20 protein-coding genes are annotated in these 23,351 nt (G+C 48.6%); 4 read left to right on the forward strand and 16 right to left on the reverse strand.

What is annotated here, in order from left to right; translation table 11 throughout:
* Window positions 1–200 precede the first annotated feature (200 nt).
* Window positions 201–1,847, forward strand: a complete 1,647-nt coding sequence (locus AC0IWZ_RS00300) for a Na+/H+ antiporter (protein ID WP_410373537.1) — start codon at window positions 201–203, stop codon at window positions 1,845–1,847.
* Window positions 1,848–1,897: 50 nt separating this feature from the next.
* On the opposite strand, the gene AC0IWZ_RS00305 is transcribed toward AC0IWZ_RS00300, so the two are convergent.
* Window positions 1,898–2,785: a LysR family transcriptional regulator gene (locus tag AC0IWZ_RS00305; protein WP_034492474.1), complete on the reverse strand. Its 888-nt coding sequence runs from the start codon at window positions 2,783–2,785 to the stop codon at window positions 1,898–1,900.
* A 103-nt stretch (window positions 2,786–2,888) separates the two neighbouring features.
* On the opposite strand from AC0IWZ_RS00305, the gene AC0IWZ_RS00310 reads away from it, so the two are divergent.
* On the forward strand, window positions 2,889–3,314 hold the full coding sequence (locus AC0IWZ_RS00310; protein ID WP_034492476.1) for a CidA/LrgA family protein: 426 nt from the start codon (window positions 2,889–2,891) through the stop codon (window positions 3,312–3,314).
* Window positions 3,307–3,996 carry an LrgB family protein gene (locus AC0IWZ_RS00315; protein WP_471678419.1) on the forward strand — a complete coding sequence of 230 codons (690 nt, stop codon included), beginning with the start codon at window positions 3,307–3,309 and terminating at the stop codon, window positions 3,994–3,996. Before AC0IWZ_RS00310 ends, AC0IWZ_RS00315 begins: the two co-directional genes overlap by 8 nt.
* Here AC0IWZ_RS00315 and AC0IWZ_RS00320 read toward each other — a convergent pair whose 3' ends face one another.
* From AC0IWZ_RS00320 to fdhF, 5 genes are all read right to left on the reverse strand, one after another.
* On the reverse strand, window positions 3,997–5,289 hold the full coding sequence (locus AC0IWZ_RS00320) for a Gfo/Idh/MocA family protein (RefSeq protein ID WP_471678418.1): 1,293 nt from the start codon (window positions 5,287–5,289) through the stop codon (window positions 3,997–3,999).
* Between the two features lie 134 nt (window positions 5,290–5,423).
* Window positions 5,424–7,082, reverse strand: coding sequence for a cation/acetate symporter ActP (actP, locus tag AC0IWZ_RS00325; RefSeq protein WP_034492480.1), 1,659 nt, complete (start codon window positions 7,080–7,082; stop codon window positions 5,424–5,426).
* On the reverse strand, window positions 7,079–7,393 hold the full coding sequence (locus AC0IWZ_RS00330) for a DUF485 domain-containing protein (protein WP_034492482.1): 315 nt from the start codon (window positions 7,391–7,393) through the stop codon (window positions 7,079–7,081). Before AC0IWZ_RS00330 ends, actP begins: the two co-directional genes overlap by 4 nt.
* A gap of 213 nt (window positions 7,394–7,606) precedes the next feature.
* A complete protein-coding gene (gene acs, locus AC0IWZ_RS00335) occupies window positions 7,607–9,565 on the reverse strand; it encodes an acetate--CoA ligase (protein ID WP_471678417.1) in 1,959 nt (652 codons plus the stop codon).
* 206 nt (window positions 9,566–9,771) lie between these two features.
* Window positions 9,772–11,919 (reverse strand): formate dehydrogenase subunit alpha, encoded by a 2,148-nt coding sequence (gene fdhF, locus AC0IWZ_RS00340; protein ID WP_081908361.1) that lies wholly within the window; start codon window positions 11,917–11,919, stop codon window positions 9,772–9,774.
* A gap of 271 nt (window positions 11,920–12,190) precedes the next feature.
* Between fdhF and AC0IWZ_RS00345 the strand changes: the two genes are divergently transcribed.
* Window positions 12,191–12,925 carry a response regulator gene (locus AC0IWZ_RS00345; protein WP_034492491.1) on the forward strand — a complete coding sequence of 245 codons (735 nt, stop codon included), beginning with the start codon at window positions 12,191–12,193 and terminating at the stop codon, window positions 12,923–12,925.
* Window positions 12,926–13,010: 85 nt separating this feature from the next.
* On the opposite strand, the gene AC0IWZ_RS00350 is transcribed toward AC0IWZ_RS00345, so the two are convergent.
* The 10 genes from AC0IWZ_RS00350 to AC0IWZ_RS00395 all read right to left on the reverse strand — a co-directional run bounded on the left by AC0IWZ_RS00350 (window position 13,011) and on the right by AC0IWZ_RS00395 (window position 23,220).
* Window positions 13,011–13,160: a Hok/Gef family protein gene (locus AC0IWZ_RS00350; RefSeq protein ID WP_072011121.1), complete on the reverse strand. Its 150-nt coding sequence runs from the start codon at window positions 13,158–13,160 to the stop codon at window positions 13,011–13,013.
* Window positions 13,161–13,501: 341 nt separating this feature from the next.
* Entirely contained in the window at window positions 13,502–13,987 is a 486-nt protein-coding gene (locus AC0IWZ_RS00355) for a GNAT family N-acetyltransferase (protein WP_058675171.1), read from the reverse strand.
* The gene (locus AC0IWZ_RS00360; RefSeq protein WP_032611697.1) at window positions 13,975–14,241 is read right to left on the reverse strand and encodes a type II toxin-antitoxin system TacA family antitoxin; all 267 of its coding nucleotides are present in this window, start codon (window positions 14,239–14,241) and stop codon (window positions 13,975–13,977) included. The genes AC0IWZ_RS00355 and AC0IWZ_RS00360 overlap by 13 nt, the downstream gene beginning before the upstream one ends.
* A 172-nt stretch (window positions 14,242–14,413) precedes the next feature.
* The gene (locus AC0IWZ_RS00365; RefSeq protein ID WP_471678416.1) at window positions 14,414–16,171 is read right to left on the reverse strand and encodes a hypothetical protein; all 1,758 of its coding nucleotides are present in this window, start codon (window positions 16,169–16,171) and stop codon (window positions 14,414–14,416) included.
* A 770-nt stretch (window positions 16,172–16,941) separates the two neighbouring features.
* Window positions 16,942–18,021 (reverse strand): MBL fold metallo-hydrolase, encoded by a 1,080-nt coding sequence (locus AC0IWZ_RS00370; protein ID WP_471678415.1) that lies wholly within the window; start codon window positions 18,019–18,021, stop codon window positions 16,942–16,944.
* A gap of 327 nt (window positions 18,022–18,348) precedes the next feature.
* Window positions 18,349–18,639 carry a hypothetical protein gene (locus AC0IWZ_RS00375; RefSeq protein ID WP_471678414.1) on the reverse strand — a complete coding sequence of 97 codons (291 nt, stop codon included), beginning with the start codon at window positions 18,637–18,639 and terminating at the stop codon, window positions 18,349–18,351.
* A gap of 340 nt (window positions 18,640–18,979) precedes the next feature.
* Window positions 18,980–20,349, reverse strand: a protein-coding gene (locus AC0IWZ_RS00380) for an IS3 family transposase (RefSeq protein WP_471678413.1) whose coding sequence is annotated in 2 segments (ribosomal slippage) — window positions 18,980–19,869 and window positions 19,869–20,349 — 1,371 coding nt in all. Because the reading frame shifts where the segments join, the coding sequence is not laid out codon by codon here.
* 271 nt (window positions 20,350–20,620) lie between these two features.
* Entirely contained in the window at window positions 20,621–21,628 is a 1,008-nt protein-coding gene (locus AC0IWZ_RS00385) for a carbohydrate kinase family protein (protein ID WP_471678412.1), read from the reverse strand.
* A gap of 9 nt (window positions 21,629–21,637) precedes the next feature.
* A complete protein-coding gene (locus AC0IWZ_RS00390) occupies window positions 21,638–22,498 on the reverse strand; it encodes a ketose 1,6-bisphosphate aldolase (RefSeq protein WP_034492507.1) in 861 nt (286 codons plus the stop codon).
* Between the two features lie 38 nt (window positions 22,499–22,536).
* Entirely contained in the window at window positions 22,537–23,220 is a 684-nt protein-coding gene (locus AC0IWZ_RS00395) for a D-lyxose/D-mannose isomerase (protein WP_471678411.1), read from the reverse strand.
* Window positions 23,221–23,351 lie beyond the last annotated feature (131 nt).

Raw genomic sequence — 23,351 nt, forward strand, 5'->3', positions numbered from 1 at the left:
AACCCCTAAATAATTCGAGTTGCAGAAAGGCGACAAGACCGCAAGTCCCCAGGAGCATAGATAACTATGTGACTGGGGCGCGCGGATGCAGTCAACGCACCTGCAACTTGAAGTATGACGGGGGTAAAAAGTTGTTTTACTATTGGGTATAACAACATCCTGCAAAAAGGGTTTCACAAAACACCGCGACTAAGGAAAGCATGGAAATCTTCTTTACTATTCTCATCATGACCCTTGTGGTTTCGCTCTCTGGTGTGGCTACACGCATGCTGCCATTCCAGATCCCGCTCCCGTTAATGCAAATTGCGATTGGTGCACTGCTCGCCTGGCCGCACTTTGGATTACACGTCGATTTCAACCCGGAACTGTTCCTGGTGCTGTTTATTCCGCCGCTGCTATTTGCCGATGGCTGGAAAACGCCGACGCACGAATTCCTCAACCATGGGCGGGAAATTATCGGCCTTGCGCTGGTGCTGGTGCTGGTCACGGTGGTCGGTATTGGCTTCCTGATTTACTTCCTGGTGCCGGGCATTCCGCTCATTCCTGCGTTTGCGCTGGCGGCGGTGCTCTCGCCGACCGATGCCGTGGCACTTTCCGGCATTGTCGGAGAAGGGCGCATACCGAAGAAAATCATGGGCATTTTGCAGGGCGAAGCGTTAATGAACGACGCATCCGGCCTGGTATCGCTGAAAATGGCGGTCGCGGTGGCCGTCGGCACGATGGTGTTTACCGTCGGTGGTGCAACCGTAGAGTTCTTCAAAGTGGCGATTGGCGGCCTGCTGGCGGGGATTGCCGTGAGCTGGCTGTATGGTAAATCACTGCGCCTGATGAGCCGCTGGAGCGGCGACGAACCGGCCACGCAAATCCTGCTGTTGCTGTTGTTGCCATTTGCTTCTTATCTGATTGCCGAACATATCGGCGTTTCCGGTATCCTGGCCGCCGTTGCGGCAGGTATGACGATTACCCGTTCCGGCGTGTTACGCAGCGCACCACTGGCGATGCGCCTGCGTGCGAACAGCGTCTGGGCGATGCTCGAATTCGTGTTCAACGGCATGGTTTTCCTGATGCTGGGCCTGCAATTTCCGGGGATCCTGAAAACCTCTGTCGCGGCTGCGAATGCCGATCCGAACGTTGAATTATGGATGCTGTTTGTTGATGTCGGGCTAATCTATTTCGCGCTGATCGGCGTGCGTTTCTTATGGCTGTGGACCATGAAACGCATCAGCCTGCGCTTTATGAAAAAGCGCCCGCTGGAGTTCGGCAGCTACTCAACTCGCGAGCTTTGCATTGCGTCATTTGCCGGTGTGCGAGGGGCGATTACGCTTGCGGGTGTGCTCTCGATTCCGCTGCTGTTGGGCGACGGTACGCCATTCCCGGCGCGTTACGAGCTTATCTTCCTCGCGGCGGGGGTGATTCTGTTCTCGTTATTTGTGGGCGTTATCATGCTGCCGATTTTATTACGTAACGTGGAAGTTCCCGATAAATCAATGGCACGCCAGGAAGAGCGTATCGCCAGGGCCGCCACGGCAGAAGTGGCGATTACCGCCATTGAGAAAATGGAAGAGCGTCTGCATGCCGATGTGAACGAAAACATCGACGATCAGCTGCTAAAAGAGGTGAGTTCGCGAGTTATCGGGAACTTGCGCCGCCGTGCTGATGGGCGTAACGATGTGGAAAGCAGCGAGCTGGAAGAAAATCTTGAGCGACGCTTCCGCCTGGCGGCATTACGTTCCGAACGCGCCGAGCTGTACCATTTACGCGCCACGCAGAAAATCAGTAACGAAACGCTGATGAAACTGCTGCACGATCTCGATTTGCTCGAAGCGTTGCTGGTCGAGCAGCAATAAGCGGCGATTCCTCTCCCTCTCCTGGGGGAGAGGGTCGGGGTGAGGGCAAACTAATCCACTACCGGCCAAAACTCCTTACAGCACGCAATCCACGCCTGCGCACTCTGGGAAATATAAACTCCTTCACGCCAAATCATTGCCAGTTGCCAGGTTAAATCGCTATTTAACGGCAGCCACATCAGCGTGTTTTTATCCAGCTTCTGGCAAATAGTTTCCGGCAAAATGGCAATCCCCACGCCTGCCTGCACCATCGCAGCGAGGAAATCCCATTGCCCGCTGCGCACCGCAATGCGCGGCGTAAAACCGTGTTCGTGGAATAGCTGGATGAGCTGGCGGCTCAGGGCGAAATCTTCGTTATAGATAAGCAGGGGATGTGCGGCGAGTTCTATCGGGTCGATACTTTCGCGCTTCATCCACGGGCCGGAACGCGGAACCAGAACGCACAAGGGATTGTGCAGCAGAGGGAGCGAGGAGAACGTGTGTTCGTCATCAACGGGAAGTGCGGTCATGGCTAAATCCAGCTCGCCATTGAGCACGGCTTGTTGCACCGTCAAACCGCCAAATTCGGAAATCTTCAGCTCGACGCCGGGGTAGCGCTGGCGATAAAGGCTAATCGGCCCGGCCATAAGCATGCCCACCATGGGCGGAATACCGAGGCGCAGCACGCCTTTATTCAGATGGTTAATATCGCCAAGTTCGGCTTCTAACTGACGAAACTCTGCCAGGATCGCCAAACCGCGCTGATAAACCACTTCGCCAGTATCCGTCATCAAGAGCTTGCGGCCATCACGAATCAGCAACGTACAACCCAGTTCATCTTCGAGATTGCGCAGCATCTTGCTGATGGTCGGCTGAGTCACGAACATCTTCTGGGCAGCGCGAGTAAAACTTTGCTGGCGAACCACTTCAACAAAATAACGCAGCGTCCGGATGTCCATAACTATTCCTGTTGACTATACCTTTGATGATTTTAATTCATTTCTATCATTGAAGTGAGCTAACTATAATCGCTACCTCACATTTCTTTGGAGTGCCACTCTCATGGCCGTGGCGTTACGTGGTTTTACGCCTGTTCTTTTTCGCCGCATTCAGGTGCCGGTGCAAGTCGCGTTATATGCAGGGTTGTTTATTTTCGCCCAACAGCTGGTTGACTGGTGGCACTTGCCGCTGCCTGCAAACCTGGTCGGAATGCTGCTGTTACTGGCGCTGATTGTTTGCCGCGTGGTGCCGTTGAAATGGGTGCGAGCCGGTTCTCGCTGGTTGCTGGCAGAGATGCTGCTGTTCTTCGTGCCTGCCGTAGTTGCGGTGGTGAATTACGCCGAATTACTGATGGTCGATGGCTGGCGTATCTTCCTGGTTATCGCCATTAGTACCTTGCTGGTACTGAGCACCACCGCCCTGGTAGTGGATAAAGTCTACCGTTACGAACTGGCGCGTATTGCCCGTAGGCAGGCGAGTGGTGAGTAATTTCCAGTTAAGTATTCTCTGCCTGCTCGTCACGCTCGGCCTGTATTTTGCCAATAAAAAACTCTATCGCCGCTTTCGCAAATTGCCGTTAATGCCTTTGGTGTTAACGCCACTTTTGCTGGTGGCGATACTGATTTTTGGCCATATCTCTTATCAAAATTATATGGGTGAAGCGCACTGGCTGCTGTGGCTACTTGGCCCGGCGACCATCGCCTTTGCGGTACCGGTGTATGACAACCTGAATGTGATTAAGCGCCACTGGATGTCACTCTCCGCAGGGGTTATTACGGCGACGGTGGTGGCAGTCACCAGCTCGGTTTGGCTGGCACGTTTGTTTACCTTATCCGATGAAATTCAGCGCAGCCTGGCGGTGCGTTCTATTACCACGCCATTTGCGCTCGCCGCGGCCAAACCGCTCGGTGGGCAGCCGGAGCTGGTGGCGTTATTTGTCGTCGTGACGGGGGTATTTGGCATGGCGGTGGGCGACGTGCTGTTTTTGCGCCTCGCTATCCGTGAAGGAATGGCAAAAGGCGCGGGTTTTGGTGCCGCTTCGCACGGCGCAGGTACCGCACGTTCCTACGAGCTAGGCCCGCAGGAAGGTGTGGTCGCCAGTCTGGTGATGATGTTTTCCGGCGTAGTCATGGTGTTGATTGCACCATTGGTGGGTTGGCTCATGTTTTGATTACTTTTTTAACCGCGACACCAGTTCAAACTCCTTAAACTGCACCGGGCGTTGCTGCTGCATCGAAATATTCCCGGCGATTCCGGTCAGAATCGACATCGCTCCGGCGCGGTGATCGGCGGCTCGCTTCAGCGGGTCGTTGCCCGGCTTGCCAAATAAATCAGCCAGCATCGCGTTATCGCCCCCGCCATGGCCGCCTGCACCAATATTGAAATCGGCTTTAAAAGGCGCGGCAAACATCGGGAATACGGTGATATCGCAGCTTTCCAGGCTACCTTCGTTTTCGCGGTCGCCACCGGCATTCACGTACGACATTTCCACCAGTTTCATTTCCAGCCGCCCACGGCTGCCGTTGAACACCACATTCAGCCCTTCCCACGGCAAATACGCATTCAGCGAGTAAGTCATCTGCACCTGGTTTTGGTATTTCACCAGCACCGATAGCGTGTCTTCGATAGTGATGCCGTCGCTAAAAACGCTCTGATCGCGGTAATAGTTATCTTCGTGTTCCGCATCCAGATACAGCGCTTTGAGCTGCTCGTTCTCTTCCATATGCAACGCGAACGGGTCATCTTTTGCGGCATCGAAACCGTGCGCGCGTGGGTAAAACTGCGAGACGCCTCGCATCTGCGCATTCTCTTTGCCATAAAAACGCAGCCCACCTTCGGCATAAACGCGTTCCGGATAACTGTCTAACCAGAAGTTCATCAGGTCGAAATGGTGAGTGGATTTATGTACCAGCAGGCCGCCGCTGTTGCGTTTCTCGCGGTGCCAGCGACGGAAGTAATCCGCGCCGTGCTCGGTATTGAGCAGCCATTCGAAATGCACTGAAAACACCTCGCCAATGGTGTCGTTCATTAGCAATTCACGGATTTTGCTGTGATGCGGCGCGTAACGGTAATTAAAGGCGACACGCACCTGACGACCCGTTTCTTCAATGGCATCGAGAATGCGCAGCGCACGCTTTTCATCAATGGTCATCGGTTTTTCGGTAATCACGTCGCAACCGGCATGCAGCGCCCGCACAATGTACTCGTCGTGCGTGCGGTCCATGGTGGTGACGATGACAATATCCGGGCGTGTTTCATGAATCATGGTGTCGAAATCTGCCGCTTTCCAGGTTGATGCCGGAGCGGCACCCGCCTGACTCAAAAGCGTATTGGCATAATTCATTCGCGTCTGGTTGGTGTCGCAAAATGCGACCAGTTGCGCGTTATCTTTCCATTTACCGCTAATGGCTTCGATATATAACCCGGCACGTCCGCCGGTTCCTACCAGGGCATACTTTTTCATCCAGTCCTCGCCAGTTATTAAATAAAACATCGTTTCATTTATGAGCTACTGTAGCCCTCTGGAGCGGGATTGAAATGCTGGAAAGGCGAAAATGTGATCCCCGGCTCGAACGAACCGGGGAGAGTTAATGCTAATTAATGCGCACGACCTTGTTCAATGCCGATCCCGGTCTGGGAGCGGATGAACTGTGCACGGAATTTCTCACGTTCGAGATTGCCTTCCGGGCTGTTATCAGTCGCTGAGAATACCCAAATACCGACGAACGCCACCAGAATCGAGAACAGTGCCGGGTATTCGTACGGGAAGATTGCTGTTGCGTGGCCCAGAACCTGCACCCAAACCGTTGGGCCGAGGATCATCAGGATCACCGCTGTCAGCAAGCCAAGCCAGCCGCCAATCATCGCGCCACGCGTGGTCAGTTTCGACCAGTACATCGAGAGCAGAATAATTGGGAAGTTACAGCTCGCCGCAATCGAGAACGCCAGGCCGACCATGAAGGCGATGTTTTGTTTCTCGAACAAAATCCCCAGCAAGATAGCCACCACGCCCAGCACCAGAACGGTGATTTTGGACACTCTCAGCTCGTCGCGTTCAGAAGCCCCTTTGCGGAACACGTTGGCGTAAAGGTCGTGCGAAACCGCAGACGCACCCGCCAACGTTAAACCGGCAACCACCGCAAGGATGGTGGCAAAGGCAACTGCCGAGATAAAGCCTAAGAACAAGCTGCCGCCTACCGCATCCGCGAGGTGAACCGCCGCCATGTTGTTGCCGCCAATCAACGCCCCTGCGGCATCTTTAAAGGCGGGGTTTGCACCGACCAACATGATGGCACCAAAGCCGATGATAAAGGTCAGGATGTAGAAATAACCCATGAAACCGGTAGCGTAGAGCACGCTTTTACGCGCTTCGCGAGCATCGCTGACCGTGAAGAAACGCATCAGAATGTGCGGCAAGCCCGCCGTACCAAACATCAAACCTAATCCCAGCGACAGCGCCGATATCGGGTCTTTCACAAGCCCGCCCGGACTCATGATTGCCACCCCTTTCGGGTGCACGGCAATCGCTTCGGCGAACAAATTGTTGAAGCTAAAGCCGACGTGTTTCATCACCATAAAGGCCATGAAACTTGCGCCGAACAGCAGCAATACGGCTTTGATGATTTGCACCCAGGTGGTGGCTAACATGCCGCCGAACAGGACGTACATCACCATCAACACGCCGACCAGCACCACCGCGACGTGGTAGTTCAGGCCAAACAGCAGCTCGATAAGTTTGCCTGCGCCAACCATCTGAGCAATCAGATACAGGGCGACAACCACCAGAGAACCGCAGGCTGAAAGAATACGGATTGGCCCTTGTTTTAAGCGATAAGAAGCGACGTCGGCAAAGGTGTATTTGCCGAGGTTACGTAAGCGTTCGGCAATCAGGAACAGGATAATCGGCCAGCCGACCAAAAAGCCCAAGGAGTAAATCAGGCCATCGTAGCCGGAGGTAAATACCAGCGCCGAAATACCGAGGAACGATGCGGCAGACATATAGTCGCCCGCAATCGCCAGGCCATTCTGAAAGCCGGTAATATTGCCGCCCGCAGTGTAATAATCGCTACGGGTACGGGTGCGTTTCGAGGCCCAATAAGTGATGCCCAGGGTGAACGCGACGAACACAATAAACATGATAATCGCCTGCCAGTTGGTAGGCTGGCGCTGCACAGCCCCCGTAATGGCATCCGCGGCAAACGCAGAGGCTGGCAGGCTTAACAGCGGTGCGGCAGCAAGGCCGAGAAGACGTTTCATGATACCTTCACCTCGCGCAGCACAGCGTTATTCAGACGGTCAAATTCACCGTTCGCCCGCCAGACATAAACGCCCGTGAGGAAGAATGAAATCAGAATCACGCCGACACCAATCGGAATGCCGCGTGTGACGGTGGTGCCTTCGTGCAAAGGCGTACCCAACCAGCCGGGGGCAAAGGCAATGAGCAGGATAAAGCTGATATAAATCACCAGCATGATGATGGACAAAATGGTGGCAAACCGTTGCCGTTTAGCGACTAACTCCCTGAAATGCGCACTGTCTTCTATCCGTTGATAAAGTTGATCACTCATCACAGATCTCTCCAGAGAAATTCCCTTCGTCTTTTACGCCACAGGGGTGTTGGCTGCATTCGCGCACCCCAGTCACTTACTTGTGTAAGCTCCTGGGGATTTGCTCGTTTGCCGCCTTCCTGCAACGCAAAATCCTTTGGGAATTAGGGTTAGGTTGGGTTGAGGTTTTTTTATTGTGTTTTCCCCTCTCTTTGAAGGAGAGGGGCAGAGATATTACGAAGGCATGGTAATAGATTGTTTTTCTTCCAGTAACTTCTCAACAACGCCCGGATCGGCAAGCGTTGAAGTATCACCAAAGTTACTGGTATCCCCGGCGGCAATTTTGCGCAAAATGCGACGCATAATTTTGCCGGAGCGGGTTTTCGGTAGTGAATCTGTCCAGTGCAAAATATCCGGCGTGGCAAGCGGGCCAATCTCTTTACGCACCCAGTTTCGCACTTCGGTATACAGCTCAGGCGTCGGCTCTTCGCCGTGATTGAGTGTCACGTATGCGTAAATCGCCTGGCCTTTAATGTTATGCGGAATGCCGACCACAGCCGCTTCGGCGACTTTCGGGTGAGACACCAGTGCCGACTCGATTTCTGCGGTACCCAGACGGTGGCCGGACACGTTCAGCACGTCATCCACACGTCCGGTAATCCAGTAGTAACCGTCTTCGTCACGGCGTGCGCCGTCACCGCTGAAATACATATTTTTGAAGGTCGAGAAATAGGTTTGCTCGAAACGTTCATGGTCGCCAAACAGCGTGCGCGCCTGGCCCGGCCAGGAATCGGTGATCACCAGGTTACCTTCGGTCGCCCCTTGTTGCGGATTACCTTCGTTATCCACCAGTGCAGGCTGCACGCCGAAGAACGGGCGCGTAGCAGAACCGGCTTTCAGCTCGGTCGCGCCTGGAATCGGGGTGATCATGAAACCGCCGGTTTCGGTCTGCCACCAGGTGTCCACCACCGGGCATTTCTCGTTACCGATTTTCTTCCAGTACCATTCCCACGCTTCCGGGTTGATAGGTTCGCCTACCGAACCCAAAATGCGCAGCGACGAACGGTCGGTGTTTTCAACGGCTTTATCACCTTCGGCCATCAGCGCACGAATCGCGGTTGGTGCGGTGTATAGAATATTCACCTTATGCTTATCAACGACTTGTGCCATGCGGTTTGGTGCAGGCCAGTTTGGCACGCCCTCGAACATCAGGGTGATCGCGCCACACGCCAGCGGGCCATAGAGCAGATAGCTGTGTCCGGTGACCCAACCCACGTCGGCGGTGCACCAGTACACGTCGCCCGGATGGTAATCAAAGACATATTTAAAGGTGGTTGCGGCATAAACCAGATACCCGCCGGTGGTGTGCAGCACGCCTTTTGGCTTGCCGGTTGAACCGGAGGTGTAAAGGATAAACAGCGGATCTTCGGCGTTTACTTCGACTGGCTGGTGGTGAGCACTGGCTTTCTCAACCAGTTCGTTCCACCACAGGTCACGGCCTTCGTGCCATTCGATATTACCGCCGGTACGTTTAAGCACGACAACGTGTTCGACAGTTTTGACGCCTGGGTTTTTCAGCGCGTCATCGACGTTTTTCTTCAGCGGAATGGAGCGCCCGGCACGAATACCTTCGTCAGCGGTAATCACCAGTTTAGAGCTGGAATCGATGATGCGCCCGGCGACCGCTTCCGGTGAGAAGCCACCGAATATCACGGAATGCACCGCGCCAATGCGCGCGCAGGCCAGCATCGCAACGGCCGCTTCCGGCACCATCGGCATATAAATCGCCACCACATCGCCTTTCTTGATGCCCAGTTCCACCAGAGTATTGGCGAAACGGCAAACTTCACGATGCAGTTCACGGTAAGTAATGGTTTTGCTCTGAGTGGCGTCATCGCCTTCCCAGATAATGGCGGTTTGATCGCCGCGTTCTTTCAGGTGTCTGTCCAGGCAGTTGGCGGCCAGGTTTAGCGTGCCGTCTTCATACCATTTGATTGAGACGTTTCCCGGTGCGAAAGAGGTATTTTTCACCTTCTGATAAGGCTTGATCCAATCGAGGATCTTCCCTTGTTCGCCCCAAAATGCGTCTGGATCATGTACCGAATGTTGGTACATGGATTGGTATTGCTCCGGATTTATCAGGCAGTTGTCCGCAATATTTGCGGGAATGGCGTGTTTATGTATTTGGCTCATGCTTTTTTTCTCCTTTTAGGATGTTAATAATATGTCACATAAACGTTAATCGCAGAGTGCCTGGGAAGCTTTGTTTATTATTTGGGCGACAGATCACGCATTAATTAAATGGTTGAAAATTTAATCAATGCATCCCGTGCAGAGAGGGGTGAAAAGCAAAAAAAAAGCTGCCAGGCAGGCAGCTTTCGAGTGTTTCCTGGGGATTATTAACCCGCCGCGCTTTCGCGCAAACTGGCTTTTAACTTGCTGTATTCGTCAATCACATACTGTTCGGCAGCTTTCTGATCGGCGATGGGCTCGACGCGCACGGCGCAGTATTTATACTCCGGCGTTTTGGTAATCGGGCTGAGGTTTTCAGTCACCAGCTCGTTACACGCGCCAATCCACCACTGATACGTCATGTAAACGGCACCTTTATTAGGACGCTCGCTCACATTCGCCCGTGTGATAACTCGGCCTTTGCGTGAATTGACCCACACCAGCGCTTCATCTTCGATACCCAAACGCGCGGCATCGTCGGTGTGGATTTGCGCATAGCCTGGTTCATCTGCCAGAGCTGCCAATGCCGCACAGTTGCCGGTCATCGAACGGCAAGAGTAATGGCCGACTTCACGCACCGTGGAAAGTACCATCGGGTACTCTTCGGTGACTTTGTCGATTGGCGGCGCCCAGTCGCAGGTAAAGAACTCGCCAAGGCCGTTTGCACGGTCGAACTTACCGTCGTACAAGAACGACGTACCCTGGTCGCTTTCAGCAACATCGCGGCAAGGCCACTGGATATAACCCAGCTCGCCCATTTTCTCGTAAGTGGCACCGTAGAAATCAGGGCACAGACCACGCAACTCATCCCAAATTTCCTGGGTGTTGTTGTAGTGCATCGGGTAGCCCATACGAGTGGCGATTTCACTGATAATCTGCCAGTCCGTTTTCAAGTCCCACTTCGGTTCTACCGCTTTAAAGAAGCGCTGGAAACCACGGTCAGCGGCGGTATAAACGCCTTCATGTTCGCCCCACGAAGTGGACGGCAAAATCACATCGGCGGCAGCCGCGGTTTTGGTCATGAAGATGTCTTGTACAATCACCAGCTCGAGTTCTTCAAATGCTTTGCGAACAGCTGAAAGCTCCGCATCGGTTTGAAGAGGATCTTCGCCCATGATGTACGCCGCATACACTTCGCCATGTGCCACACGGTGCGGCAGTTCGCTAATGCGATAGCCAGTGTGAGCAGGCAGCGATGGCACGCCCCATGCTTTCGCGAATTTCTCGCGGCTGAAATCATCTTTAACGTACTGATAGCCAGGATAGGTATCCGGCAGCGCGCCCATATCGCAGGCGCCCTGAACGTTGTTTTGACCACGAACCGGGTTAACACCGACGTTCGGTTTACCCAGGTTGCCAGTCATCAGCGCAAGGCTTGTCAGCGAGCGAACAGTTTCCACGCCCTGATAGAACTGGGTCACGCCCATGCCCCACAGAATCGTGGCGGTTTTCGCCTTCGCATACATGCGTGCAGCGCTGCGAATTTCCGCCGCAGTAACGCCAGTAATTTCTTCAACAGATTCAGGCGTGTAGCCAGCAACAATTTTGCGATACTCGTCGAAACCTTCGGTACGTTCGGCCACGAATGACTGGTCGTACAGGTTTTCTTCGATAATCACATGCCCAATTGCGTTAAGCAGGGCGATGTTAGAACCATTTCTTAACTGCAAATGCATATCAGCGATGCGCGCGGTTTCAATTTTACGCGGATCGACAACAATGATTTGCGCCCCTTTTTGCTTTGCGCGAATCACGCGGTTAGCAACGATAGGGTGTGAATCTGCCGGGTTATACCCGAACACAAACACTAAATCGGTATCCTCAATCTCGACGATTGAGTTGCTCATAGCGCCGTTACCGACCGATTGGTGCAGACCTGCAACCGATGGGCCGTGTCAGACGCGTGCGCAGCAATCGACGTTATTAGTACCAATAACGGCGCGCGCAAATTTCTGCATTACATAGTTAGTTTCGTTGCCTGTCCCACGGGAAGAACCGGTGGTCATGATGGCATCGGAGCCGTGTTTCGCTTTGATTTCACTCAGACGGGTGCTGACGTAGTTCAGCGCTTCATCCCAGGAAACGTTTTCGAGTTTGCCGCCTTTCTGGCGACGAATCATCGGAGATTTCAGGCGTGGAGTGAGGATTTTAGTATCGTTAATAAAATCCCAGCCGTAGTAACCCTTCAGGCATAAATCGCCCTGGTTAGTTTTACCCTGAGCCGCTTCCGCCTTGACGACTTTGCCGTTATCGACCACGAGGTTGATTTTGCAACCCGAGGCACAATAGGGGCAAACCGTGACGACTTTTTTCATCAGTGTTGCTCCAGTCAATATTACTTACCTTGCAGCTCTCTATGCATTATCTATGCCACATAGAAAGAGTGGGAATTACAGGCATCTTACGGCGATAAAAGCAGCAAAACCCTGACGAAAAACAGGACATCGTCAAAAGTGACGTGTCGACCCACTTCCGGTTTGTGACACTGGTTGAAAATTCGGCACGGTCTATTGGGATTTATGCGGTACTCCATCAACAATCACCCACACTTATAATTTCCTAATGCATCCATCGCGGAGTACAACCATGAAACCTGCAATTTTGCTGGTGGATGACGATCTGGCAATCTGTGACGTACTACGAGACGTGCTAAACGAACACGTTTTTGAGGTGCGGGTCTGCCACACAGGAAATGATGCGCTGACAGCCATCGCGCAGTTTCCAGAAATTGCGCTGGTGCTGCTGGATATGATTTTGCCGGATATTAACGGACTGCTGGTGCTGCAACAGATTCAACGCCAGCGGCCAGATTTGCCGGTGGTGATGCTCACTGGGTTGGGTAGCGAATCTGACGTGGTGGTCGGGCTTGAAATGGGCGCGGATGATTACATCGGCAAACCATTTAACCCGCGAGTGGTGGTGGCGCGAGTGAAAGCGGTGCTGCGGCGTTCCGGCGCATTAGCGATTGAAACTCCGACAACCAAAACCAACGGCGTACATTTCAACGGCTGGCGACTCGATACCGGGCGTTGCCAGCTATTCAATTGTGCGCATGAACAAGTTGATCTCACCCAGGGCGAATACGGCCTGCTGCTGGCCCTGGTACAAAACGCCCGCAAAGTGTTATCGCGTGAGAGATTACTGGAACTGACCCACAGCGAAAGCCTGGAAGTGTTCGACAGAACGATAGATGTGCTGATTATGCGCCTGCGTAAAAAAATAGAACCGAACCCACATCAGCCAGCATTAATCAGAACTATTCGCGGTGTGGGATATGTATTTTCGGCTGATGTTATTCAGGCGGAGAATAGTGCGGCTTGAATTATATATAATAAATGGGTGCTTAAGACTACTCCCTTCATTCCTTCACAAGTTGGGCGGGGCGAACCCCGCCCGGATAGCTTTACTATTCGGAGCAGGCCAGCCTGGCCGCTACCTCCTGTTTATCATTCCTTATTTTCACTTCGCATAAATTACGGCGTGTTAATAAGGTAATTGCTATTAATGTTAAGCAAACAATTAATAAACATATGACAACAGTTCTTGTAGGCTTCATGCCTTTTTACTCCTTGCCTTGCGGCGAGTAAGAGGCTAACCTCAACTTGTTCAGGGTTGAGGATCAGCCTCGGTTGTACTGACCCCATTTAGTTGGACAGATTAACCGAGGCATCAGAGAAAGAGTCCATTTAATACATGGGCTCTTTTTTGTTCCCTATAAAGCTAAATAATCAATTTCGCAGCCGTATTATCCATTCCACAGCATTCCTACTGCACGTGCATTCTTGTCTAGCCATTAACTCGTTCACCATCTTCTCTCATGAAGTATGTCTATTGAACTAACCGCATGCGCACCATTTAATTATTGCTCATAAATTCCGAACATAAGGTCCTTTCGCATTACTGAGGGAGTCTGAGGAACAATGTCCGCGGCTGAGTTTGTGATGGTTTGAAACCATGGTGAATGTAGAAATTTTTGGCTTCTTCTGTGAGCGCATGAACCATGATTGCACGTACACCTATATTCTCGGCAACCCGATAGCAACGAAGCACTGCATCATGAAGTAAATCAGCGCCAAGCCCTTTTCCGCGCAATGAGAGATCGACAGCAAGGCGGGCAAGTATGATGACAGGGATGGGATCTGGCATATTACGCCGAAGATTCCCTGTCGCTTCAGTATGATTGACGCTCCCGGTGGCCAGAGAGTAAAAGCCGGCTATTTGCTTCGTATCTTTCTTACATACCACAAACGTTCTGGCCGCTCCGAGAGCCTGGTTTTTAAGGCCTTTCTGCTTTAACCAGTCATCGAGCACAGTCTCACCGCTGACGAACTCAGCCACTTGATGAAAAGCGGACAGAGGTTCTGGTGCTGTTACATGTCCCACTGGGGTTTCCTTGCCAGCAGTTTTTCGATAATGGGATCATCTGCGACCGGTGCATCAAGCATATCGATGAACTCCGCATATTGCTCATCGTTAAAGTTAAATACCCGGCGATCGAGGATCACATTCTCGGCAGCCTGACAGGCCATTTCAAGAATGAAATCTGTACGTGACTTGTGGAGGATTTCCGCAGCCGCATCTATGAGCGCCCGCTGCGATTCCTTAGCTCTAAGGTTAAGTTGAACATCTGATTTCATAAGACACCCCTGTATAGCGTTTGCTTTACAAGAATAGCACAACGACCACGTATAGCAAATGCTATACAGAAAGTTATCTTTTTTCAAATTTTTGAATACTGATGTCCGCTGTGTGCCAGGAGCGGACATTGCTGGCACATGGTATGTTAGTTTAAGGGGGCAGGTCAGCTCTTTAGTGGATAACAAAAAGAGATATGTTTTGCGGCCAGCCTTCGCTATTCATGAAATACTCTTCATTACCCAAGTGTCTCAACGAACCAGCCATTGTATATCCCAAATCCAAAGATTCTTTCTCTAGCTTTTCAATAGCACCAACAGACACAAACTCATTCTTAGCGAGACCGTAAAACTTATCCAGAGAAATTATATCATATTCTATTGTGTAATCACCGACAGATATTTCCTCAGTTGCACGGTTGGTACATTCATCAATAAACTTACTATGTCCTCTTAGGTGGAACAGGATATAGTTAGTATCGCCATCACTTTCTTCTATAATATGACCTAATGTTTCCCCATCTATAATTGGAATAGTATTTTCGGGGAAAAACATCCCTGTGCTTTGAGAAGAGATTATTAGTGTATCAACAATGATGCATATTCCATGTGGGAAAAGGTGGTCTATTTCTAGACTCGGAAATGCTTTAACAGCGAACTTATGAATCAACTTTAACCCATCATCTGTTTTCAAGAAGCCACTTATATTCTCTATTTGCGATATGGCTTTTGTGATAAATCCCTTTGCTCCGTTGGCTTTGAGATAATCTTTACCCCACGCGGCGGGTAAATTGTTTTTCACTTCGCCAACAAAAACATGAAACCCGAGTGATGGCTCATATGATATTGCTAATAAGTCGATATCTGGCAGTTTAGGATCAAATTCATCTAGTTTCACATCGCTAAACAATTTGTAGTTGGCATATTGCTCGAACTTGGACCTAATCTTCTTAACTAACCCTTTACCCATTATTTCAGAAATGTTGTTCGAAAAACCATCTGGATTATTCTTGGCAAAGTGCCTCAACATGTTTGAAATACCATCTACTAGTGAAAAACAAGTAGGGTTCAGCAGATACTTATTTTCGGACGGTATGTAGTTGAATGTTGATCTTGATGACACTGCTATATCTTGGAATATCTTCTTCACCCTCTCTGGACTTTCTTCGGGATATTGTTGCATAGCTTGTCCCAAAAGTTCATCTTCCTTATAGGTAATGACTCCAGAAACGTTGTTTGCTTTGGAGAAATATCGTTCATACAACGCTAGTATTAACAAGGATTTGTAAATACCAATGAATGTAGAATACTTATATCCATCAAGCATCACATCACTATCTTCAGGTATATAAGAAAAATAAAACTTTATTTTCCAGTCCGCAATGCTCTCTATAGCGGCAAAAGCCTTTTCTACATTAGGGTTACTCAAGTCGAAATGTTTAGTACCTTGAAGGAGTTCTTCTGGATTAGCCTGTACTTGATCGTAAGGCACGCACCGTGAGTTTAAACTAAAAGTCATAAATTCCGAAGCATGTTGTCTTAAAATTGAATCGTCATTTAAAGTAACCTTGATATTGTTGTTTTCCTTACTCCACGCAACAACTTCATCATCGGCATATGAATAAAACACTGCATCTTTCAATGTATTATATGCCCTCAAGAAATTAAATACCTCGACATAATCTGAGGGTTCGTAATTTTTTTGTGGACCATCTTTAGATTTATAACGTCCCAGTAGTAAAGGGACAAGAATTTCATTTGCAGTCCTAATTTCCTCTCCTTCAGTAAAGCGATTTTTTCTATACATAAACTCAGCAAATTCACCTAGCATGTGAAGGGTATCTGAGCTTGCACCAATATTCGTCACTATGGCTTGCAATTCTAACTCAAAGATACTAGCTACCAAATTTCTAACTGGGTTTTCTTTTTTCATTTTCATCTACCATCGCTATAAGGAGAGTCAATAGGTGTATTATGGAGCAAAAGTAACATACATCGAACAAAGAAATAATTTAAAATTGGCAACAAGGGTTTACTCATCATTTTCTCCGTTTATAAATTCCGGTGTAAAAGCCAAACCACAATCTTATTGCATGCGTCAATTTTCTCAATCATTCATGTTGGGGAATAGTTGATAAACATGTTTCATGTGAGGCATATGCTATGCTAACGGAAAATACATAATCCCACTACTGTTCCAGTAAACCAAAGCTTGACTTTAACAGGCCTGACTTTGCCCTGCAGCAGTACCTCCCAGTTTGGTACTACTGCCAAGGATACTAGAGAAATTCAAGGCTGATGTTAAGTAAGCATCTTATTATATTGAGCGATTTACTTTTATAAAACTTCGGCAAACTAACTTCCGCAGATCACTCATAGCAGACCTCATAATCATACTGCCTGTCCGCTGCGTGTCAGGAGCGGACTTTGTAAATAAAAATCCTTCTTAATATTAATTTAGAATGATATTAATGGATTATTTTCGATATTTATATCAATAGAGGAACTGTGGAATAAATACTGACGGAGTTTGTTCGAACATGAAATTCCTATAACAGAAATGAAAACATTATAGATATTTATCTGCTGATAAGATAATTTGTGGTTCTAAAAAGAGATCATTTATATTTTTTACTGAGTAATATAAATGATTCTTTTATCTTTTTAATAATCTAATTATTTAATGGGAAGAGGTTAGCATTTTCATTCCACAAAGAAATGTACCCTCGTAGATGGATTCTCTGTAACCCCCAATAAAATCCCATAGTTTTTTGTAACCGATGCAGTGGTAAAAGAACCTGGATGCCCGTGTTTATTGGTAGTTCCGTATGATATAACTGAATATAGGAACTTCTTCATATTAATTTCATCTCTGTAGTTCTCTGATGAACCATGATGTGGAATCTGTATAACTCCAGTTAAACTGTAATACTTATTAAGAATACGGTCTATTGTCCTCCATGCATCATCATGAACCTCATAGTCTCCAAAATATATACAGCCAGCATGTGTCGAGATAAATGGAATAAAGGGTGGGAAATGTATAGCTAACGATAATTGCATATGCTGTCTATATTTTTGCTCCACATTAGGTCCTGAATAAACAACCATTGAGTTTTCATTTTGATTTTTTGGTAGCTTCTCAAATGCTTGTTTTATTTCTTTTTTTATCTTTTTGGAACTCCATGCAGTAATAAAATCTGCCGAGCTATTAAATTCAATGCCATGATGTTTTAAGAATCGTTTGAAAATTGAAGAACGATTGCTATTGTCATAATTGATCGGAATAAAAATCCAGTTAGGAATACATGAATGCAATAAAGTACCGCTATTAATAACATCACCATCATCTAAAATATCGATAGCCCTCTCCTCTGGATCGTCCCTATTCGTATATTTTTTTATTAAAATAACTTTTGTTTTGGGTGAGATGGACTTTATCGTTTCGACAGGGTTTATTGTTAATTTCGTATCAAATGAATTTAGATTGCCATCAGTATACATAAAATCAAGAACATGTTCATATACATCGTATTGGGGGATAAACACTTTCTCAACTTCGAATTTAGAAAGCAAACATTCCAATCCATTAATATGATCTCTGTGAAAATGCGATATGAACAAAGCATTAATGATGTCATTTTCTTTAAAGTGATTTCTTATATATTTTTCGACTCTTTTTTTACCATCAGTATCGGTTCCACAATCATATACAAACTTAAAATTATCAAACTCCTCTGTATAAAAAGCGCCTTGACCTATTGAATGAAAAGTTCTAATCATTATAACTCCACCTTTGTGATATGAAATTGATCATGTTGACTTTATAGTACTTATATTTCATGGGAATACAAACCCTTTAAATTTTAAAATTTAAAGGGTTTGTATTATTGGCAATATACTAAAATTAAATATATTAGCTTGAGCATACAACTACTATGAGACAATAAATTTTCATGTCCGCTTCTCGCTGTGCTTCGGGCGGTCCGCTTCGTGCCAAATCGGAAGTAGGCGACTCTGTTTAGGCCGCCAGGTTTACTGTTCCACTACAGGACATCAGTAAAACTCAATAAGTCGCGTGTCCACTATTGTTGGTGGGATTATTACCAATCAGTCGTCACCGTACTCAACACTATGAATGTCACAATAAGCCTTACCAGGATAGGTAGGGTTAGTACATCCCTTAATGGAACATCTTTCAACACATTGCGGGATCATTCCATTATCAAAATGCAAACGCTGTTTATCTGAGAGACTACGGATACCTTTCTCTTTGATTTGGCGATAAATTCCACGTTCAATGTCACTCATCGCTCCATCTTCATACAGAGTTTCTAATCTCTTCAGAATCTCATTATGCGGCAGTTTTGATGCTTCATGAACGAAAAAAGGATCTGTCATTTTACTTCCCCAATTTATGTCGAATATCCATAGTATTTCTTACTCTGCAAAACACATTGTTTTAGCTCAAGACACGGCACTAATTTTTCCAAATGTAAAAAGAGTCTATCGCTGACCTGAATCGGTGTGGCTTTCGTTGTCATCTTTTAAGTTGTTAGATAAGAGCCAACTTCCGCTCCTCGCTCATAGCGGAAATGAGCGTCCTCGTGTCCTATGGCGCTTCGGCAACGGCATCTGGATGGTGTTTTAAACTCATTAGCCTGAAACATAAGAATCCAGAGCATGCAACTGGCTCTTATCTAAACGTTTTCCAGACAACCTCCTTGATAAAGTCATTGGTTTAAATTCGTAGTGGATAGGTCTGTAGGCGATACTCAAGCGGGCTGAGGCCGTTGAATTTAAGGCTAATGCGGCGGGTGTTGTAGTAACGAATGTAATCCTCGAGGGCAACCTTCAGTTCGTCAACATCATTGAATTTACGGGTGTAAAAGCATTCCGATTTTAACGTTCCGAAAAAGCATTCTGCACAGGCATTATCCAGACACTTTCCTTTTCTGGACATACTTTGCAAAACCCCGAACTCGCGCAACTGATACTGATACCACCTGTGCCGGTATTGCCAGCCCTGATCAGAATGAAGAACAGGATTGCTGTCAGCGTCCATTCTGGCAAATGCCTTAAGGAGCATTTCATCGATCATCGGCATGGTTGGTCGTTCGGAAATACTGTAGGAAATCACTTCGTTATTGAAGAGATCCAGGATGGGAGAGAGATAGAGTTTCCGGCCGTTTACAGCAAACTCAGTGACATCAGTGACCCACTTTTCGTTAGGTCGGCTGGCCTTAAAGTTTCGTTGAAGGAGATTGTCGACTGTTTCACCGCGTTGCCCGCGCCATGAACTGTAACGCTTAACTCTGATCGCTGCCTTAAGCGTCATAACATTCATAAGTCGTTGAATAACTTTATGATTGATTACACAAACTTCTCTTTTTAAAGCCATCGTTATTCTGCGATAGCCATAACGACCGTAATTGTCGTCGTAGATTTCCCTGATTCTGCATTTTAGCTCAGCATATTTTTCCGGTAACTTAAGTGCTTTCAGGTGATAGTAAAAAGTACTTCGAGGAATGCTGGCGATTTCAAGAAGTTCATCAAATGGATAGTGCAGCCTCAGTTCATCAATAACTTTGACTTTCTCCCTCACCGAACCAAGGCTTTCAGCTTTTTTAGATACAAAACCTTTAATTCCAGATACTTGACTCTCCTTTCAAGTTCCTTGATACGCTGAACTTTTGAACGTTCAATTGCAGCCTCAACCGCTTCAGGGGTTTCTATCATATGAAGTGCCCTTCTTTTCCCAACGCGAAGAGATCGGAGGCCGTCATATCCATTTTTATCGAAAACTTTCAACCATTTAGCTATAACCCCAGGGCCTGCGATCTTATATTTAATAGCGACCTGATTATAGGACATCTTCCCTTCCAGCACGTCCTTTATAGCGGCCACCCGGATCTCAGGGTCTACTGAAACGCCTTTATATTTGGGTCTTAGCCCCTCTTCGCCATAGGCATCATAGGCAGCCACCCACATCTTCACCTGTGTTCTAGGGATGTTAAAACGTGCAGATGTTAAACGGTAACCTTCATCAGTAGTGGAATAGTGCATAACCACTGCCAGGCGCATTTCGAAAGGATATTTACGTTTTGACATGGGGCTCTCCAGTAAGAGAGTCCAACTAAATGGGTGCAGTACAGGTTAACGTAAAGTTGCCCGGGGCTTTCTTATTCTTAACGTTCAAGAATATCCCTCACTTATGCTCAGGACTGAAAGCCCTAAGCACCCGCCGCATAGTTTACTCAATTTTTATTTATTTAATATGAAATCCACAATGTAATTTATTGATTGAAATTACATTGTTATGGAACGTCTCTCTCAAATAATATATTCACGCCATCATTATTAGTCGATGACGTAATAAATATTAACTCTGCTCACTAATAAAACTCTGTAATTCCGTTAATGTTTTTGCGCCATCTATCGCATTTGCGCATAAAAGATTAGAGCGCGCGCAGGCGTGGGCTAATTTCAGGCTGTCAGCCAACGACCATTTTTCATGGCAGCCATATAATATTCCGGCGCAAAATGCGTCACCCGCGCCGACGCTGCCGATAATTTCATTCCGGGCGAGCATAAACGAAGGCACCCACATACCTTCTTTTCCTTTTTCCACACCCCATGCGCCTTCCGGGCAGTGAATGACGACTCTTTGCTTTACGCCCGCTTCGAGTAATTGCGTCGCCGCAATGGCAATATTTTCGATGTGTGGCGCTCCGTTGGCGTGACGAATTTCCAGCCCGCTAAACTCACCGGCTTCCAGCTCGTTTATCACCAGATAATCGAGCCAACGCAGGGCAGGGAGCACCATCGGGCGGTAACGTGGGTCGCCCTGGCGCGAGACTAAATCCAGCGAGGTTTCATAGCCTTGCTGCGTCATCATCGCCAGCAATCTGGCGCTGCGCGTGCCGTATTCCGCATCCTCCATATCGAGGCTATCGAGCAGTAATAAATAACCCAAATGGAAGATTTTGAACGACGATTCAAGACGGTCAAAAGCGGGTAAATCAAGCAGGCGATTCGCACCTGGCGAGTGGAAAAACGTGCGCTGCCCGTCAGGGTCGGTCATCACTTGCGACATCGACGTTGGCGCAAAGGTGGTGCGGTGCACATGCTGGCGATTCACATGATACTGATCGAGCATGGCCATAATGTAATCGCCGTCGTGGTCGTCACCGACTAAACCCACGGCCTGGAGCGGCAGGCCGACATGCATTTTTGCCAGTGTCAGCAGAACGTTAAGCGGAGCGCCGCCGGTGGAGCGTTCGCTGTGGACAATTTCCGCGAGCCAACCGCGCTGCGGCCACTGCACAATTTGATGCACATGATCGACTAACATGTTTCCGGCGGCGATAATGCCGCTGCGCTCTGTCATACCTACTCCTTACGCTTTACCCGAACTGCCAAAAATCTGCATCTGTTGTGCGACGACATCCGTAATCGCCTCTTCTATACCCAGTAATAACTCCGCGAATTCGTCATAAATGGCATGACGCTGATTCATTCTCTGCTCGACGGCACTCAGCGCTGCCTGTGACATCCCGGTGTAGAAATTAATTTTGTGAATGCCGAGCGTTATCGCTTTTCTGAAATCTTCATCGCTGATGCCGGAACCACCGTGTAGCACCAGCGGGAGACCGGTTTGGCTACGAATCGCGGCCAGTCTGTCGAAATCGAGTTTTGGTTCGCCTTTATATTTGCCGTGCGCATTGCCGATGGCGACGGCCAAAGTGTCGATGCCCGTTCTGTCGACAAAATCACGCGCGATTTTGGGATCGGTAAACTTGTTGCTGTCGGCTTCGCCATACAGCGCACCGCCTTCGTCACCGCCGACGGCACCCAGCTCCGCTTCAACCGAAACACCCACCGCGTGGCACATTTTCACCACTTCACGCGTCTGGCGAACATTCTCCTCATATTCAAGTGTAGAACCATCAAACATGACTGAGCTAAAACCGAGGCGTAAAGCGCGAACGACCGCTTCAAAATGCAGGCCGTGATCGAGATTGAGCACCACCGGAATATCGTGGCGAGCCGCTTCGAATTTGACGGCTTCGACCAGAGAATCCAGCGAGACATACTTAAAATGCACTTCGGCGATGTTAATGATAAACGGTGAGTTTTCCTGCTTTGCGGCAGCAAAAAGCGCGCGCAGAAAATGACTATCGAGGACATTAAACGCGCCTAGCGCGTAGCCATTTTCCCGCGCGTGTTTCAGCCCATCGGCGAGCGATATCAAAGCCATAAAAGTTTCCCCTGGTGTTGGAAAATAAGGTCTGGAAATTAAAGGGTCTGGCGATATTCGTTGCACAGCAATTGCCGCGCGGGTTCGTCTTCAACAATGGCGTTAAAGCGCTCGAGCGGCTTGAGAAAACGGTTGTCATGGTCATCGTCATTCACCATCGACACTTCCCCAACCAGCACATCGCCATAACCCGGCTCGCCCCAAAAACTGTGGTAAATGCCCGGCACCAGACAAATGCTCTCCCCCGGTGAGAGACGTAGTTGGCTGCCCGCCGCGTGCGTCTGGCGGCAACCATCAATCACTACGGTGACGTCGCTTTCTTCGGCCTGTTCAAACTGATCGGCATTCCACAATTCGACAATCAGATTGCCGCCGCCGCGATTGATAATGTCCTCGCGTTTGCGCCAGTGAAAATGCATCGGCGTGATTTGGCCGTCGCGAACATGCATTATTTTTTCGGCATAACACTTGGCATACGGCGCGCCATCGGGTGAACCATTACGCAGCGTGAAAAGCGTCAGACCCTGAGTGAGAAAATCATTGCCACCGAATGCGGTAACATCCCAGCCGAGCTTGAGATCGAAGACTTCCTGCCAGATTTGTTTATCAACCTGCTGCCATTTCGCCAGGTCGAATGAGGCAAAAGGAGGCAAATGGACATCGTGCTGCATAAAGAAATGGCGCGTTTGCGCGAGGATCTGGTTTACTTCAGAACGTTTCATTTTCCCTCCTTTTACCCGTCATACTTCAAGTTGCAGGGGTGTTGGCTACGCTCACTTACCCCAGTCACTTACTTATGTAAGCTCCTGGGGATAAGCTCGCTTGCCGCCTACCTGCAACTCGAATTATTTAG

The organism is Buttiauxella sp. AC142, from assembly GCF_979253435.1.